10 protein-coding genes and 1 tRNA gene are annotated in these 14,334 nt (G+C 62.1%); 7 read left to right on the top strand and 4 right to left on the bottom strand.

The window, feature by feature from the left end; translation table 11 throughout:
• Window positions 1-23: 23 nt before the first annotated feature.
• Window positions 24-599 (top strand): DUF4924 family protein, encoded by a 576-nt coding sequence (locus tag FME97_RS06505; RefSeq protein WP_141428432.1) that lies wholly within the window; start codon window positions 24-26, stop codon window positions 597-599.
• Window positions 600-828: 229 nt separating this feature from the next.
• On the opposite strand, the gene FME97_RS06500 is transcribed toward FME97_RS06505, so the two are convergent.
• Window positions 829-1,371, bottom strand: coding sequence for a GNAT family N-acetyltransferase (locus FME97_RS06500; protein ID WP_141428431.1), 543 nt, complete (start codon window positions 1,369-1,371; stop codon window positions 829-831).
• Window positions 1,372-1,429: 58 nt separating this feature from the next.
• The gene (gene rpmH / locus FME97_RS06495; protein ID WP_010261331.1) at window positions 1,430-1,591 is read right to left on the bottom strand and encodes a 50S ribosomal protein L34; all 162 of its coding nucleotides are present in this window, start codon (window positions 1,589-1,591) and stop codon (window positions 1,430-1,432) included.
• Window positions 1,592-1,770: 179 nt separating this feature from the next.
• Between rpmH and murA the strand changes: the two genes are divergently transcribed.
• Both murA and FME97_RS06485 read left to right on the top strand, forming a co-directional pair.
• Window positions 1,771-3,087, top strand: coding sequence for a UDP-N-acetylglucosamine 1-carboxyvinyltransferase (gene murA / locus FME97_RS06490; RefSeq protein WP_141428430.1), 1,317 nt, complete (start codon window positions 1,771-1,773; stop codon window positions 3,085-3,087).
• A 114-nt stretch (window positions 3,088-3,201) separates the two neighbouring features.
• Window positions 3,202-3,786 carry a thymidine kinase gene (locus tag FME97_RS06485; RefSeq protein ID WP_141428429.1) on the top strand — a complete coding sequence of 195 codons (585 nt, stop codon included), beginning with the start codon at window positions 3,202-3,204 and terminating at the stop codon, window positions 3,784-3,786.
• An 86-nt stretch (window positions 3,787-3,872) separates the two neighbouring features.
• Here the strand turns inward: FME97_RS06485 and FME97_RS06480 are convergent, their stop codons facing one another.
• Together FME97_RS06480 and FME97_RS06475 are read right to left on the bottom strand one after the other, a co-directional pair.
• Window positions 3,873-4,574 carry a tetratricopeptide repeat protein gene (locus FME97_RS06480; RefSeq protein ID WP_141429973.1) on the bottom strand — a complete coding sequence of 234 codons (702 nt, stop codon included), beginning with the start codon at window positions 4,572-4,574 and terminating at the stop codon, window positions 3,873-3,875.
• Window positions 4,555-5,985 carry a carbon starvation CstA family protein gene (locus FME97_RS06475; protein WP_141428428.1) on the bottom strand — a complete coding sequence of 477 codons (1,431 nt, stop codon included), beginning with the start codon at window positions 5,983-5,985 and terminating at the stop codon, window positions 4,555-4,557. Before FME97_RS06475 ends, FME97_RS06480 begins: the two co-directional genes overlap by 20 nt.
• A 119-nt stretch (window positions 5,986-6,104) precedes the next feature.
• Here FME97_RS06475 and FME97_RS06470 point away from each other — a divergent pair.
• The 4 genes from FME97_RS06470 (at window position 6,105) to FME97_RS06455 (ending at window position 14,332) form a co-directional block, all read left to right on the top strand.
• Window positions 6,105-6,176, top strand: a tRNA-Thr gene (locus FME97_RS06470).
• A gap of 650 nt (window positions 6,177-6,826) precedes the next feature.
• Entirely contained in the window at window positions 6,827-9,493 is a 2,667-nt protein-coding gene (locus FME97_RS06465) for a zinc-dependent metalloprotease (protein WP_141428427.1), read from the top strand.
• 59 nt (window positions 9,494-9,552) lie between these two features.
• Entirely contained in the window at window positions 9,553-12,879 is a 3,327-nt protein-coding gene (locus tag FME97_RS06460; RefSeq protein WP_141428426.1) for a SusC/RagA family TonB-linked outer membrane protein, read from the top strand.
• Window positions 12,880-12,892: 13 nt separating this feature from the next.
• On the top strand, window positions 12,893-14,332 hold the full coding sequence (locus FME97_RS06455; RefSeq protein ID WP_141428425.1) for a RagB/SusD family nutrient uptake outer membrane protein: 1,440 nt from the start codon (window positions 12,893-12,895) through the stop codon (window positions 14,330-14,332).
• The last annotated feature ends 2 nt before the right edge of the window (window positions 14,333-14,334 follow it).

Here is a 14,334-nt window from a genome sequence, read left to right as displayed (position 1 = left end):
CAACCCATGCAAATTCCGATGAAATGGACATAGCGAAAGCCAAACGGCGGGAAAATATCGCCGAATACATACTCTACCTCTGGCAACTGGAAGACCTGCTGCGGGCGCTGCAATTCAGCCCCGAGGCGATCTTCTCGACGCTCGTCGCCCCACGCAGGGACATCGCCGAGGAGCAGAAGCACGTCTTCCTGCTCTGGTATCTGGACCTCGCCAACCTGCTCCGGCAGGAGGGCAAGGAGGAGAAGGGCCATCTGGAACACACGCTCCATCTGATCCGCGACCTGCACGACCTGCATCTGCAACTGCTCAAACTCCCCGCGGGCGAACACTACCGCCGGACCTACGCGCGGCTCGAACCCGAGCTGCCGCGGCTGCGCGCCGTGCTGGGCAATCCCGGCATCAGCGACACGGAACTCTGCTTCCGGGCCCTCTACGCGGCGATGCTCTACCGCATCAAGGGAGAGGGCGGCAAATCGGCCGTCAGCGATACGATCGAGTACATCTCCCCCGTCGTCGCCGAACTGGCCGAGATGCACCGCAAGGCCGAGACCGGAGAGATCGACCTGTTCAAAGACGGGAAAGAGGAGAAAAACCGATAGAGAGCGCCACGAAGCGGACAGGAAGAGAGGAACCCGAAGAGAGAGACCCGAAACAACAGAAAGAGGGCCACGAAACGGAGAGAGAAGCCCGAAGCGGGACAGAACAGAGAGGGCCACGAAGCGGGACGGAGAGAGGGCTAACGAGCGGACGGAGAGAAGAGGAAGCGGAATGCCGCCGGAAAAGTCCGCTGCCGGGACGGAAGCCGGGCAGGTCCGGACAAGGCCGTCCTCAGCGTCGTTGTCCGTCCGCTCCGGGGCAGTCGTCCGTGTCCGTCCCGGCGATCTCCAACCCCATGATATAGTCGTTCATCCAGTAACCGCCGCCGATGGGGAAATCCCCCTCGCGGAGCTTGCGCATTCCCATCCGTTCGTAGAAATGCAGCGCCCGGTTATGCCGGTTCACGTTCAGCTCCATCCGGCAGGGTTCCGGACACACCGAACGGACATACGCCACGGCGCTCCGGAAAAGCAGCGCCCCCGCCCCGATACCCTGAAAACGGGGCAAAACATAAATTTTATGCAGGTGGAAGAGCCGCCCGCCCTGCCGTTCGACCGAGACGTAACCGCACGGCTCCCCGTCGGCCGAAACGACAAACCACACGTGCCCCGCCCGGAACTGCCCGCGCAGACTCTCCTCGGAGTACATCCACTCCATCATGTAGTCGAGCTGCCCGGGACTCAGCAGGTCACGGTAGGTCGCGGGAAACGCGACGGCGGCGATCCGCCGGATCGCCGGAATCCCCTCTTCGTCGATGCGGCGAACGGTAAGCACAGGCTAAACGGAAAAAGGCCGGCCCGGGGCCGACCTATGTCTCTTTTCCTGCAAGAAATCAAGCGTACTTGAACGTGGACTCGTCCGATACGGTCAGCTTCTTGCGGCCCTTCGCACGACGGGCTGCCAGCACCTTGCGGCCGTTCGCCGTAGCCATACGAGCGCGGAAACCGTGCTTGTTGATACGCTTGCGACGCGAAGGCTGGTAAGTTCTCTTCATTGCCATAGCTGTATAATTTATATAGTTTCAGACATTTTTACGGATTGCAAAAGTACAACAAAAAAACGTTCCGCAAAAATTTTTCACGAAAATATTTCAAAATCCCCGGGAAAAGCATGAAATCTTGCTAACTTTGTCAAGCAGGCGGCATTCCCGCGCAGGCGAAAAACGCGAAACATATGGCAGTGTTCAAAGTCGAAGGAGGCCACCGCCTCCACGGGTCCATCACCCCCCAGGGCGCCAAGAACGAGGCGCTCCAGATCCTTTGCGCCACGCTGCTGACCTCCGAACGGGTCACCGTGCGCAACGTTCCCCAGATACTCGACGTCATGCAGCTCATCGAGCTGCTGCGCGCGATGGGCGTGGAGGTCGAACGGCTCTCGGACGACGCCTATTCGTTCCGCGCCCGGGAGATCGACTTCGACTACCTCCGCACGGACGACTACCGCCGCCGCTGCGCCCGCCTGCGGGGTTCGGTCATGCTCATCGGCCCGATGCTGGCCCGCTTCGGCGTGGGATACATCCCCAAACCGGGCGGGGACAAGATCGGCAGGCGACGCCTCGACACCCACTTCCTCGGCTTCCGAAAACTCGGGGCGAAGTTCAACTTCGACGTCGCCGACGAATTCTTCATGGTCGAGGGGCGCGAGCTGCGGGGAACGTACATGCTGCTCGACGAGGCCTCGGTGACGGGTACGGCCAACATCATCATGGCGGCCGTGCTGGCCAAGGGTTTCACGACGATCTACAACGCCGCGTGCGAACCCTACATCCAGCAGTTGTGCCGCATGCTCAACCGCATGGGAGCGAAGATCTCGGGCATCGCCTCGAACCTGCTGACCATCGAGGGCGTCGAGGCGCTCGGCGGCACGGAACACGCGCTGCTGCCCGACATGATCGAGGTGGGCAGCTTCATCGGCATGGCCGCCATGAACCGCTCGGAGCTGACCATCCGCAACGTGTCGTACGAAAACCTGGGCATCATTCCCGCGCAGTTCGCCCGCATGGGCATCCGCTTCGAACAGCGCGGCGACGACATCCACATTCCCCAGCAGGACCACTACAGCATCGAGACGTTCCTCGACGGTTCGATCATGACCATCGCCGACGCCCCGTGGCCGGGGCTCACGCCCGACCTGCTGTCGATCTTCCTGGTGGTGGCCACGCAGGCCAAAGGCGCGGTGCTGATCCACCAGAAAATGTTCGAAAGCCGCCTCTTCTTCGTCGATAAGCTGATCGACATGGGGGCGCAGATCATCCTCTGCGACCCGCACCGCGCGACGGTCATCGGCCACGACCACCGGTTGCAGCTCCGCGCGACGCGCATGACATCGCCCGACATCCGCGCGGGCGTGGCGCTGCTGATCGCCGCCATGTCGGCCGAAGGGGTCTCGACGATCCAGAACATCGACCAGATCGACCGCGGATACAAGGACATAGACGGACGCCTGAACGCCCTCGGAGCCCGGATCGAACGGCTCGAAGAGTGCCTGTGACCCCGTTTTCCGGCGGATTCCCGTGCCGCGGAACGATCCGGCACGGGAATCCGCATATCGGGAAGCGGACCGTCCCCCAAACGACGACCATTCAGCAATACTCATTACCACACTATGTTTCTGGAAAACGCCAGCCGCAAGGGCTGGATCGAAGTTGTCTGCGGCTCGATGTTCTCGGGTAAGACCGAAGAGCTGATACGCCGCCTCAAACGGGCGCAATTCGCCCACCAGCGGGTCGAGATATTCAAACCCCGCATCGACGTGCGCTACTCCGAAGAAGAGGTCGTCTCGCACGACGCGAACGCCATCCGCTCCACCCCGGTCGAGTCGCCGCAGAACATTCTGCTCATGGCCTCGGACGTGGACGTGGTGGGAATCGACGAAGCGCAGTTCTTCGACGACAGCATCGTGGACGTCTGCCGGCAACTGGCCGACAGCGGCGTGCGCGTGATCGTCGCGGGGCTGGACATGGACTACACGGGCCGGCCGTTCGGCCCGATGCCGGCGCTGATGGCCACGGCCGAATACGTCACGAAGGTGCACGCAATATGCGTCCGATGCGGAAACCTCGCGCACCACTCGCACCGCCTAACAAGCGACGAGAAGCAGGTGATGCTCGGCGCGCAGGACACCTACGAACCGATCTGCCGCCACTGTTTCCGGGAGCTGATGCGCCGGAAGCAGGAACCGGAGCGGTGACCCGCCCCACCCGGAAAACGCACCGCCCCTGCCGCAAACCGTAGCGGCAGGGGCGTTTTCCCGTTCGGGCGGACGGCGGAGAGGGATCACGCCCCGTCGCGGCTGTGCTGCAACGCCTCGACGAATCCGGGCCAGAGCGTCCAGAGGTTCTCGGTCTGCAACCACAGCTCCCGGGCCTGCGCCGCCTGCGAGGGGCGTTCGCTCTCGATGTCCCGCAGGTAGGTCTCGTCGGCCGGATGCTCCGCGGCCGTGAACTCCGCGAAGTAGGGCGCGAAACGGGTCCGGAACCGCTTCAGCTCCCCCTCGGGCAACCGGCCGTCGCGGCGGTAGGCCGACCAGAGCAGCAACAGCTCCCGGCTGGCGCATTTGTCCGACACGTCATTGATAACCTCGTCGAACAGCTCCTGTTCGTCCATGGCCAGGTAGTCGAACGCCAGCAGCTCGCTCCCCTCCAGATGGTCTTCGGGGTCCAGTTCCAGCAGGAGCTCGAGCAGCGCGGCGGACATTTCGAAATCGTTTATCAGGAAGTGGTCGATGGCCGAGGCCCGGACCAGCTCCAGCGCCGCCCGCGAATTGCGGTGCGTCCATTCGAGGTTCACCTCCTCGTCGTCGGGAATCAGCTCCGCGAGGCGCTGGAAGGCCCGGAAACGTTCGTTGCAGGCTCCTTCGACATCGCCCGCCTCCTGCATCTTCCGGGCACGGTCCAGCACCCGGGCGAAATCGTACGGGCCTTCGCCGACCACCTCGAAGGTCTGGTCGGCCGTAGGGTTAAGAGAGGCTTTGCGCATCATCGCGTCGCAGTTTGAAAAGCATGAGAACAAGGACCGCCAGCGTCGCCGCACCGCCCAGCAGATAGGCCGCCGTGCGGTTTTCCATGCCGAAGAACTGCCCCGACACGAAGACGAACGAAGCGCAGATGAAGGTCATGAAGACCGCCGGAAGCAGCGCCACCCAGCGGTTGGACCGCCGCCGGACCATATAGACCACGACGGCCCACAGCACGATGGTCGCCAGCGTCTGGTTCGTCCAGGCGAAATAGCGCCACACGACGTCGAAATCGACCAGCGTGATGCCGTATCCCACGGCGAAAAGCGGGATACATATATAAAACCGCTTCAGCTTGCTCCGCTGGTCGATATGCAGCATGTCGGCGATAATGAGGCGGGCCGAGCGGAACGCCGTGTCGCCCGAGGTGATCGGGGCCGCGACGACGCCCAGCAGGGCCAGGATGCCGCCCACGACGCCCAGCGTGCCGTTCGAAATCGTATCCACGGCCCAGGCAGCGCTGTTGCCGTGCTCGCCGAGGGCCTCCGAAAGCCCGCCCGCGCCGCCGAAGAAGGCCATCGCCACGGCGGCCCAGATCAGCGCGATGACCGACTCGGAGATCATCGCCCCGTAGAAGACCGACCGGCATTCGCGTTCGTTGCCCACGCAGCGGGCCATGAGCGGCGACTGCGTGGCGTGGAAGCCCGAAATCGCGCCGCAGGCGATGGTGATGAAGAGCGTCGGAACGATCGGCACGGACGAGGCGTCGAGCTGGAAATTGGCGAAGGTGGTCATCTCGGGAATGCGGTAACCGCCGAAAAGCAGCGCCCCGAGAAGTCCCAGAGCCATGGCGACCAGCGCCACGCCGAAAACGGGATAGACCTTGCCGATGATCTTGTCGATGGGCAGCAGCGTGGCGACGAAATAGTAGGCCAGGATGATCCACACCCACGCAGGGCAGGAAACGGCCGGCACGATGTTGGCCAGCAGTTGCGCGGGACTGAGCAGGAAGACCGCCCCCACGAGCACCAGCAGCAGCACCGAGAAGACGCGCATGAACTGCCGCATCCCACCGCCCAGATAACGCCCGACGACCTCGGGAATGCTCAGCCCGTCGTTGCGCACGAGCATCATGCCCGACAGGTAATCGTGCATGGCCCCCATGAAGATTCCGCCGAAAGTGATCCACAGAAAGGCCACCGGACCGAAGCAGGCTCCCAGAATGGCCCCGAAGATCGGTCCCGTGCCGGCGATGTTGAGCAGTTGGATCAGGAAGATCCGCCAGCGCGGCAGCGGCACGTAATCCACGCCGTCGTAGAGCCGCCGGCAGGGCGTTTCGGACCGCGCATCGGCCCCCGCGAGCCGCTCCAGGTAGCGTCCGTAAGTGAAATAGGCCGCGACGAGCAGGGCCAGACAAAGCAGAAAGGTTACCATTTCCGGGTCAGATTTAGCGCGAATATAGCAAGAAATGCGAGATTTTTCTCAAAATTTTTGCGGGAAAAGAATTTTTTTCAGATATTTGCAGTCCCAAACGGGAAGGAAATTCCCCGCAGGCCGAATTAGCTCAGCGGTAGAGCACTTCACTCGTAATGAAGGGGTCCCGAGTTCAAATCTCGGATTCGGCTCGTAAAAAGGCCGCCGGACATGTCCGGCGGCCTTTTTACGTACAGGGAGGTCCGGAATCTTCGGAAGGCGGCCGCAACCGCAGCGCCCCGGGAACAGGCCGGAAGCCCCAAACAGGCCGGAACGCCGCCCCGGCAATCCGGCCCGGCCCCGGAACAGACCGGAACGACTCCCGAAAACCGAAAAAACGCCAGGACAAGCCGGAAGGCATCCCGGCAATCCGAAACCCGGTCTCCCGAACCGAAATGCGGACGGCGGAACGAAACGGACGCCGTGTCACCCGAAAGCCGGCGGTTCCGGACGGAAGGGGCCGGCAGCTCCGCGAAAGTCCGGAAAAATCGAAAAACCTTCCGAACAGTTGAAAACCGCATCCGGCCGGCCGGTGGCCGGTACGACTTTTCGGAACGGAAACCGGCCGAAACCCGATGCCGGAAACGACCGATCCGAAACTCCGCCGAATAAAAAAATCGCCCCGAGAGAACCATTTGTCCTATTTTTTATATCTTTGCCCCGATAGGTTTTCCCAGAAACCGGGTGTTCAAAATGCGAAAATATAAGGCAAAAACGGACTTTTCGTTACAGTCGGATTTCCGGGTCGAAAAACCGGTTACGAATAATAACATGAAGCGAAATATTCTTTAAAAATTTTTATATGCGAATTCTCTCCAAATCCCGTGTTTTGTTGTTGGCCGCAGCCCTGCTGATCGCTCCGGCAACCGGTCTGGCCGCTTCGAAATCGAAATCGAAGAAGAAAAAATCGAAGACCGAACAGGCCGAAAAGCCGAAAGTGGACAAATACACCAAAATGTTCGTCAATGACAAGTCGTGCCAGACGGCCCGCAGTCCGTTCCTGACGCTGCACAAGCTCAAGGGCAAGCTCTACGCGGAAGTTCCGTTGGAGACGATCGGCCGCGAGATGCTCATCGCCTCCACCATTTCGGAGGCCAGCGACATCAATCTGGGCACCATCGGCTACAAGCCCAAGGACCCGATGCACGTGAAATTCACGCGTATCGACACGACGCTCTACCTCTCGGAGGCCGTCGTGCCGCCCTTCTGCGATCCACGCGACTCGGCCCGGCTCAAGGCCATCGGCCGCAGCACCCTGCCGCCGATCATCGACTCCTACAAGTTCGTCTGCTACAACCGCGACAGCTCGGCCATCGTGGTGGACATGACCAAATTCTTCGCGGGCGACAACAAGCCCCTCGCCCCGATCGAGAGTTCGAGCGGCATGGTGAGCATCACCGGCAAGTTCAAGAGCGAAGGTTCGGCCATCGACCAAATCAAGGCCTTCGAGGACAACGTCTCGGTCAAGTCCTACCTCTCCTACTCCGTCTCGGCCGACCTGCTGGGACTCATCCAGCTCAAGAAGGACGAGCCGATGACCATGAAGGTGACGCGCACGATCCTGCTGCTGCCCGAGAAGCCGGCGCAGCCCCGCGTGGCGGATTCGCGCATCGGCATCTTCCTCACCGGCATGTCCCGGTTCAACGGCCAGAAGGATCAGATCGAGGATTTCTCGGTCATCAACCGCTGGAGCGTGCAGCCCTCCGACATGGAGGCATGGAAGCGCGGCGAGCTCGTCGAACCGGTCAAGCCGATCGTCTTCTACCTCGACGACGCCTTCCCCGAATTGTGGCGCGAGCCGATCCGCCGCGGCGTGCTCCGCTGGAACAAGGCCTTCGAGAAGCTCGGATTCAAGAACGTCATGCGCATCGAGGACTTCCCGACAGACGACCCCGAGTTCGATCCCGACAACCTGAAATACTCCTGCATCCGGTACGTGCCGGCCGCCGTGGCCAACGCCATGGGCCCCTCGTGGGTCGATCCCCGCTCGGGAGAGATCATCAACGCCTCGGTGCTGGTTTACAACGACGTGGTGCGCCTGGCCAACACGTGGCGCTTCGTGCAGACCTCGCAGGTGGACGAGCGCGTGCGCGGCAAGGAGTTGCCCGACGACGTGTTCCAGGAGTCGCTCGAGTACATTCTGGCGCATGAGATCGGCCACTGCCTCGGCCTGATGCACAACATGGCCGCATCGGACGCCTTCCCCGTGGACTCGCTCCGCAGCGCGACCTTCACGCAGCGGTACGGCACGACGCCCTCGATCATGGACTACGCCCGCTTCAACTACGTGGCCCAGCCCGGCGACAAGGGCGTGAAGCTCACCCCGCCGGACCTCGGTCCCTACGACTACTACGCCATCGGATACGCCTACCGTCCGCTGCCCGACAAGAAGGATCTGTTCGACGAGGAGGAGACCCTGCGCGGCTGGATCGACGAGAAGGCGGGCGACCCGATGTACCGCTACGGCCGCCAGCAGCTCGTCGCCCGCTACGACCCCACGGCGCTGGAGGAGGACCTCGGCGACGACCACCTCAAGGCCGGCGACTACGGCATCGCCAACCTCAAGTACATCCTCTCCCGCATGGAGGAGTGGATCCCCGACGCCGAAGACCCCGACATGAAGCACCGCACGGCGCTCTACGAGGCCATCGCCGGACAGTTCGCCCGCTACGTGAACGCCGCGATGCTCAACGTCGGCGGAATCCGTCTGACGGACGTGAACAGCAACACGGCGGGCGGCCCGCAGGCGATCGCCATCCCCAAGGAGGAGCAGCGCGCCTCGCTCAGGTGGGTGCTCGAGCAGATGAAGCACTCCGAATGGCTCGAGCAGCCCTCGCTGACGGGCAAGATGCCGCTGCACGTGGACTACTCGTTCATCCTGCGCTTCAACTTCTGCCGCGCCTTCTTCAACAGCTACAAGAACGTGATCCTCTCGTCGCACATCGCCCAAAACCCCTACACGCCGCAGGAGTACATGGACGACCTCTACCGGATCGTCTGGGAGAGCGCCATCAAGGGCCGTCCGGCGACGCCCGCCGAGCGGCTCATCCAGCGCATGTTCGTCGATACGGCCACCGACGTGGCCTCGAGCCAGTCGAAGCGCATCAAGCTGGGCGGCATCGCGGAGGCCTACGCCCCCTCGGTGGACGAGATCGCCCTCATGGGACTGGACGACACGGGGCTGGTGGAGCGCTACCTCGCCCCGCTGCGCGAGATCGAGGAGGCGAACGGCAAGGGCTACGTGGCCTCGCAACTGTGGAAGGACGAGATGCTCTCGGACGGCTACGGCTGGCAGTACAACGTCAACCTGCGGTCGATCGACGAGTCGCGCGCGCTGTTCTACCACGTGAACGACCGGATCCTCAAACTGCTGCGCAGCCGCGTGAACGGCGCCACGGGCGATACGAAGGCGCACTACCAGTCGCTGATCTACGTGATCGAGCGCAGCCTCTATCCGTCGCAAAACTAAACTCGTGAAAACCCGGACGGGCCGACCCCGCGGGCCGGCCCGTCCATAACCCAAAGCCTATGCACACATTTACGTTCCGTTTCAGCCGGATACCCCGGCTGCTGTTACTCGTGACCCTGTTGTGCCGCGCGGTCCTTACGGCGCAGGCGCAGGGGGGGGGTGAACCCGTGGACATGAACGCCACGCTGACGATCGACGCCGAAGGGACGCCCGTGACCGCCGTACTGGACGAAATCACCCGCAAGAAGGGCATCCGCTTCGCCTATGATCCCGAAGACATCCGGCAACTGCCCGCCGTGACCGGCCACTTCAAGAACATCCGCGTCTATGAGCTGCTCGGAAAATGCCTCGAAGGCACGAACTTCAAGTACGAGACCGAGAACGACTTCGTCGTCATCTACGACACCTCGGGCAAGACCCGCAAGTTCACCGTCTCGGGAACCGTTTACGACCCGAACAAGAATCCGCTGGCCGGTGCGTCGGTCATCCTGAAGGGCGGCAACGGACAGGGCGTCTCCGCCGACGGCGACGGACGCTTCTCGATCACCTTCACGTCGAAGACCAGTCCGGCCGTGCTCGAAATCGGCTTCCTCGGCATGGAGAGCCGCCGGATCGCCGTGACCGGTTCGGCCAAGGGACTGAAGGTCTCGCTCAAGGAGGGCGGCACACAGATCGAGGACGTCGTGGTGAACGGCATGTTCACCCGCAACAAGAACACCTACACCGGCTCGGTGACGACGATCAAGGGCGAAGACCTCGTCTCGATCTCGAACACCAACATCATGACGGCGCTCAGCGCCGTGACGCCCGGCATGGTGGTCGTGGACAACAACGCCCTCGGCTCGAACCCCAACGCCATTCCGGAAATCCTCATACGCGGTTCGAACTCCATCGCCACGTCGGCCGAGGAGAAGGCCTACAACAACCCGCTCATCATCCTCGACGGCGCGGAGATCACCATGGAGGAGCTCTACGACCTCGACATGTACGAGATCGAACGGATCGACGTGCTGAAGGACGCCCAGGCGGCCATCGTCTATGGCGACCGCGCCGCCAACGGCGTGATCGTCATCGAGCGCCAGCAGGTGACCGACAGCAAGCCCCGCCTGAGCTACAACTTCGTCCCCGAACTGAGCATCCCCGACCTCAGCTCGATGAACCTCTGCAACGCCGCGCAGAAACTCGAGCTGGAGCGGCTGGCCGGACTTTACACCACGGAGAACGGCTCGATGGACGAAGCCTACGCCTACAAGCTGCAAAACGTGCGCCGGGGCGTGAACACCGACTGGATACGCGCCCCGCTCCGCGTTCCGTTCAGCCATACCCACTCGCTGTCGCTGAGCGGCCGCGCCCAGAAGATCGACTACCGCACCTCGCTGCGCTTCAGCGACAAGTACGGCGTGATGAAGGGCGACAACCGCCGCAACTACACGCTCAACTTCTCGATCGGCTACCACATGCGCGACAAGCTCACGCTGCGTTACACGGCCAACTACTCGCTCACCGACGCCAAGGAGTCGCCCTACGGCGATTTCAGCGCCTACACCCGGCTCAACCCCTACGACACGCCCTTCGACGAGTACGGCAACCTGGTCAAGGCCTTCAACTTCGATCCGGAGGACACCTCGACCTCGGGCGACGGCCACCAGGTCAATCCGCTCTACAACGCCACGCTGTCGAGCTTCGAGACCACGCGCGACCAGACCCTGCGCAACACCGTGGACGCCAAATGGTACGTCACGAAGGACTTCTTCATCACCGGACAGTTCAACGTCGATATCAAGACGAACCAGTACGACCGCTACACCTCGCCCGAGGACGCGACATACCTCGGCGAAACCGATCCGGCCAAACGGGGCGAGTACCGGCTCGGCACGGGCAAGGCCTTCAACTACGACGGCAAGATCGTCCTCAACTACGGCCGCAACCTCGACGACCGCGGCACGGGCTTCGTGGTCAATGCCGGCGCCGACATCCAGCACACCAATACGACCACGTCGTACACCACGGCGATAGGCTTCCTCAAGGACGACCTGTCGGACATCAAATACGCGCTCGGGTACAGCCCGTCCTCCCTGCCGTCGGGCACCGAGACGCTCCTGGCCAAGGTGGGATTCTTCGCCAGCGGCAACTTCTACTTCCGCAACCGCTACTTCGCCGACATCTCCTACCGCACCTCCGGTTCGTCGGCCTACGGTTCGGAGAACCGCTTCGCGCCCATGTGGTCGTTCGGTCTGGGATGGAACCTCCACAAGGAGGCATTCCTCGAGCGGGCCAAGTGGATCGACGTGCTGCGCCTGACGTGGTCGTGGGGCTACAACGGCCAGACGACCGGAAACCCCTACCAGGCCATCACGACCTACAAATACGACAACGACTACCTCTATTACACGGGCGTGGGCGCCGTACCGATCCGCATGGGCAACCCCGAACTGAAGTGGCAGCGCGTGCTGAAGAACAACTTCGGCCTCGACATGACCCTCTTCAAGGAGCGGCTGGTCATCGGCTTCGACTACTTCCGCAACACCACGAAGGACCAGCTCATGTCGATCCCCCTGCCGGCATCGACCGGTGCGGAGGACATCACCGTGAACTTCGGCGAGAACCAGAACGTCGGCTACGAGTTTTCGGTGGCCGCACAGGTGATCCGCAGCAAGAACTGGGCCTGGACGACGGTCATCAACGGTTCGCACGTGAAGGACCGCATCAACCGCATCAGCACCACGCTCAAGAACACGTCGTACCAGATAGAGGAGGACAGCCCGCTGCGTCTGCGCTTCCGCGAAGGCGGTTCGCAGTACGATATCTACGCCGTGCGCTCGGCCGGCATCGACCCGGCGACCGGTCAGGAAATATTCATCGACCGGAACGGCGAATACACCTTCCGGTACGATGCGGACGACGAGGTGGTGGTGGGCAACACGCAGCCCAAGCTGCAAGGAACGTGGCTCAACACGCTCCGCTACAAGGGCTGGTCGCTGAACCTCGTGTTCAGCTACAAGTTCGGCGGCGACACCTACAACAAGACGCTCTGGTCCAAGGTGGAGGACATCGACCCGCGCTACAACGTGGACGCACGCGCCTTCACCGACCGCTGGAAGCGCCCGGGCGACCTCTCGCGCTTCCTGGCCATCAAGGAGATCCGGCCGGAGGACTCCTCCTACAGTTCGGAGCGTTTCGTCGAGCGCCTCAACGAGCTGTGGCTCTCGAGCGCGATGCTCACCTACGAGTTCCAGGCCAAGTTCCTCAAGCGCATCGGCTTCAAGCGGCTGGCCATCGGCGTGGGCGTCTCGGACATCTTCCGCCTCTCGACCGTCAAATACGAACGCGGCACGAGCTATCCCTACAGCCGGACGATCAACCTGGTGTTCCGACCCACTTTCTAAACCGTACAGCATTATGTCACGCATGAAAAAATACCGTTTCTATCTGTTGGCCCTGCTCCCGCTGCTGGGCGGCTGCGAGGCCTACCTCGACGTCAATCCCAAATCGGAGGTGACCGACAAGGAACTTTACGCGACGGCCGAAGGCTGCGAGGACGCCATCTACGGCATCTACGCCGAGATGGGCGCGGACAAGGACCTCTACGGCCGCAAACTCTCGTTCGAATACCCCGAGACGATGATCGGCAACTTCACCATACCGCAGACCGACCCGATGGCCTACGCCGTGCAGCGCCAGTGGACGACCGACGACGCCGTCACCATCGCCGAAGACATCTGGGTGGCAGGCTACAAGGTGATCGGGCACATCAACAAGGCCCTGACGCACATTCTGCCCAAAGCCGACGACGTATATCCCTATATCAGGCTCTACAAGGGCGAGCTGCTCGCCCTGCGCGCCTTCATGCACTTCGAAATGGTGCGCCTCTTCGCCGTATCGTCCGGCTCGGGCGACTCCGCGGCCAAGGCCAAGGCCATTCCCTACGTGAAGAGCTACGGCATCGAAGTCACCCCGTACAGCTCGCTCGACAAGGTGTTCGAGGAGATCGTCGGCGACCTCACCGAAGCCGAAAAGTACCTCGCCGAGGACGAGGAGCTGGTCACCCCGGTGCGCACCAACGCCGCCGACGGCTTCACCAGTTGCCGCATCACCCACCTGAACCTCTACGCCGTGCAGGCGATGCTGGCCCGCGTATATTGGACGGCGGGCAACCTGGAACTGGCCGAAAAGTATGCCGAAAAGGTGATCGACAGCGGGAAATTCCCTCTGATGCGGACCGCGGAGGCGTGGAATGCCGTGGAGACCGGCACGCTCAACATGCAGGAGACCCTCTTCGGACTCTACTCGACGCAGTTCCTCAAGAACTACTACGACAAACACATCTACAGCGGCGCCACGCTCGAGCTCTCCGACGAGTACAAGGAGGTGTACGCCACGGACGAAGCCGGCACCGACAAGCGGTACACCCTCTGGTTCAACACCAGCACGGGACAGTGCATCAAGCATTACAGCAAAATGTACGCCAACGGCGAGACGAACGCCACCTACACCGGCAACTCGATCCCGGGCCTGAGCCTGATCCGGATTCCCGAAATGTACTACATCGTCGCCGAGGCCAATCTCACCAAGGACCCCGACAAGGCGGTGGAATACCTCGACTACGTGGTGACGTCGCGCGAGCTGACCGCCTTCGCCGACCGCGAAGGTTCGATCACCGAGGAGAACATCTACAACGAACGCCGCAAGGAGTTCTATGCCGACGGCGAGAGTTTCTTCGACATGAAGCACCTCCAGTCGGACGTGGAGCTTCCGGGCATGGGCGTCTTCTCCGGCACGGACGACGCCACCTATACGATTCCCATTCCGAAAAGCGTGGAGGACAATTACCGAAACTAAAC

This window comes from Alistipes dispar, assembly GCF_006542685.1.
Classification (GTDB): Bacteria; Bacteroidota; Bacteroidia; order Bacteroidales; family Rikenellaceae; genus Alistipes; species Alistipes dispar.
The sequence above is the reverse complement of the archived record's forward strand: the minus strand, read 5'-3'. Positions and strand labels throughout refer to the sequence as shown.

Bases quoted from the DNA above. Each gene is read 5' to 3' on its own strand.
- FME97_RS06505 (WP_141428432.1), top strand. From the start codon at position 24: ATGGACATAGCGAAAGCCAAACGGCGGGAAAATATCGCCGAATACATA.
- rpmH (WP_010261331.1), bottom strand. From the start codon at position 1,591: ATGAAGAGAACTTACCAGCCTTCGCGTCGCAAGCGTATCAACAAGCAC.
- murA (WP_141428430.1), top strand. From the start codon at position 1,771: ATGGCAGTGTTCAAAGTCGAAGGAGGCCACCGCCTCCACGGGTCCATC.
- FME97_RS06485 (WP_141428429.1), top strand. From the start codon at position 3,202: ATGTTTCTGGAAAACGCCAGCCGCAAGGGCTGGATCGAAGTTGTCTGC.
- FME97_RS06480 (WP_141429973.1), bottom strand. From the start codon at position 4,574: ATGCGCAAAGCCTCTCTTAACCCTACGGCCGACCAGACCTTCGAGGTG.
- FME97_RS06475 (WP_141428428.1), bottom strand. From the start codon at position 5,985: ATGGTAACCTTTCTGCTTTGTCTGGCCCTGCTCGTCGCGGCCTATTTC.
- FME97_RS06465 (WP_141428427.1), top strand. From the start codon at position 6,827: ATGCGAATTCTCTCCAAATCCCGTGTTTTGTTGTTGGCCGCAGCCCTG.
- FME97_RS06460 (WP_141428426.1), top strand. From the start codon at position 9,553: ATGCACACATTTACGTTCCGTTTCAGCCGGATACCCCGGCTGCTGTTA.
- FME97_RS06455 (WP_141428425.1), top strand. From the start codon at position 12,893: ATGTCACGCATGAAAAAATACCGTTTCTATCTGTTGGCCCTGCTCCCG.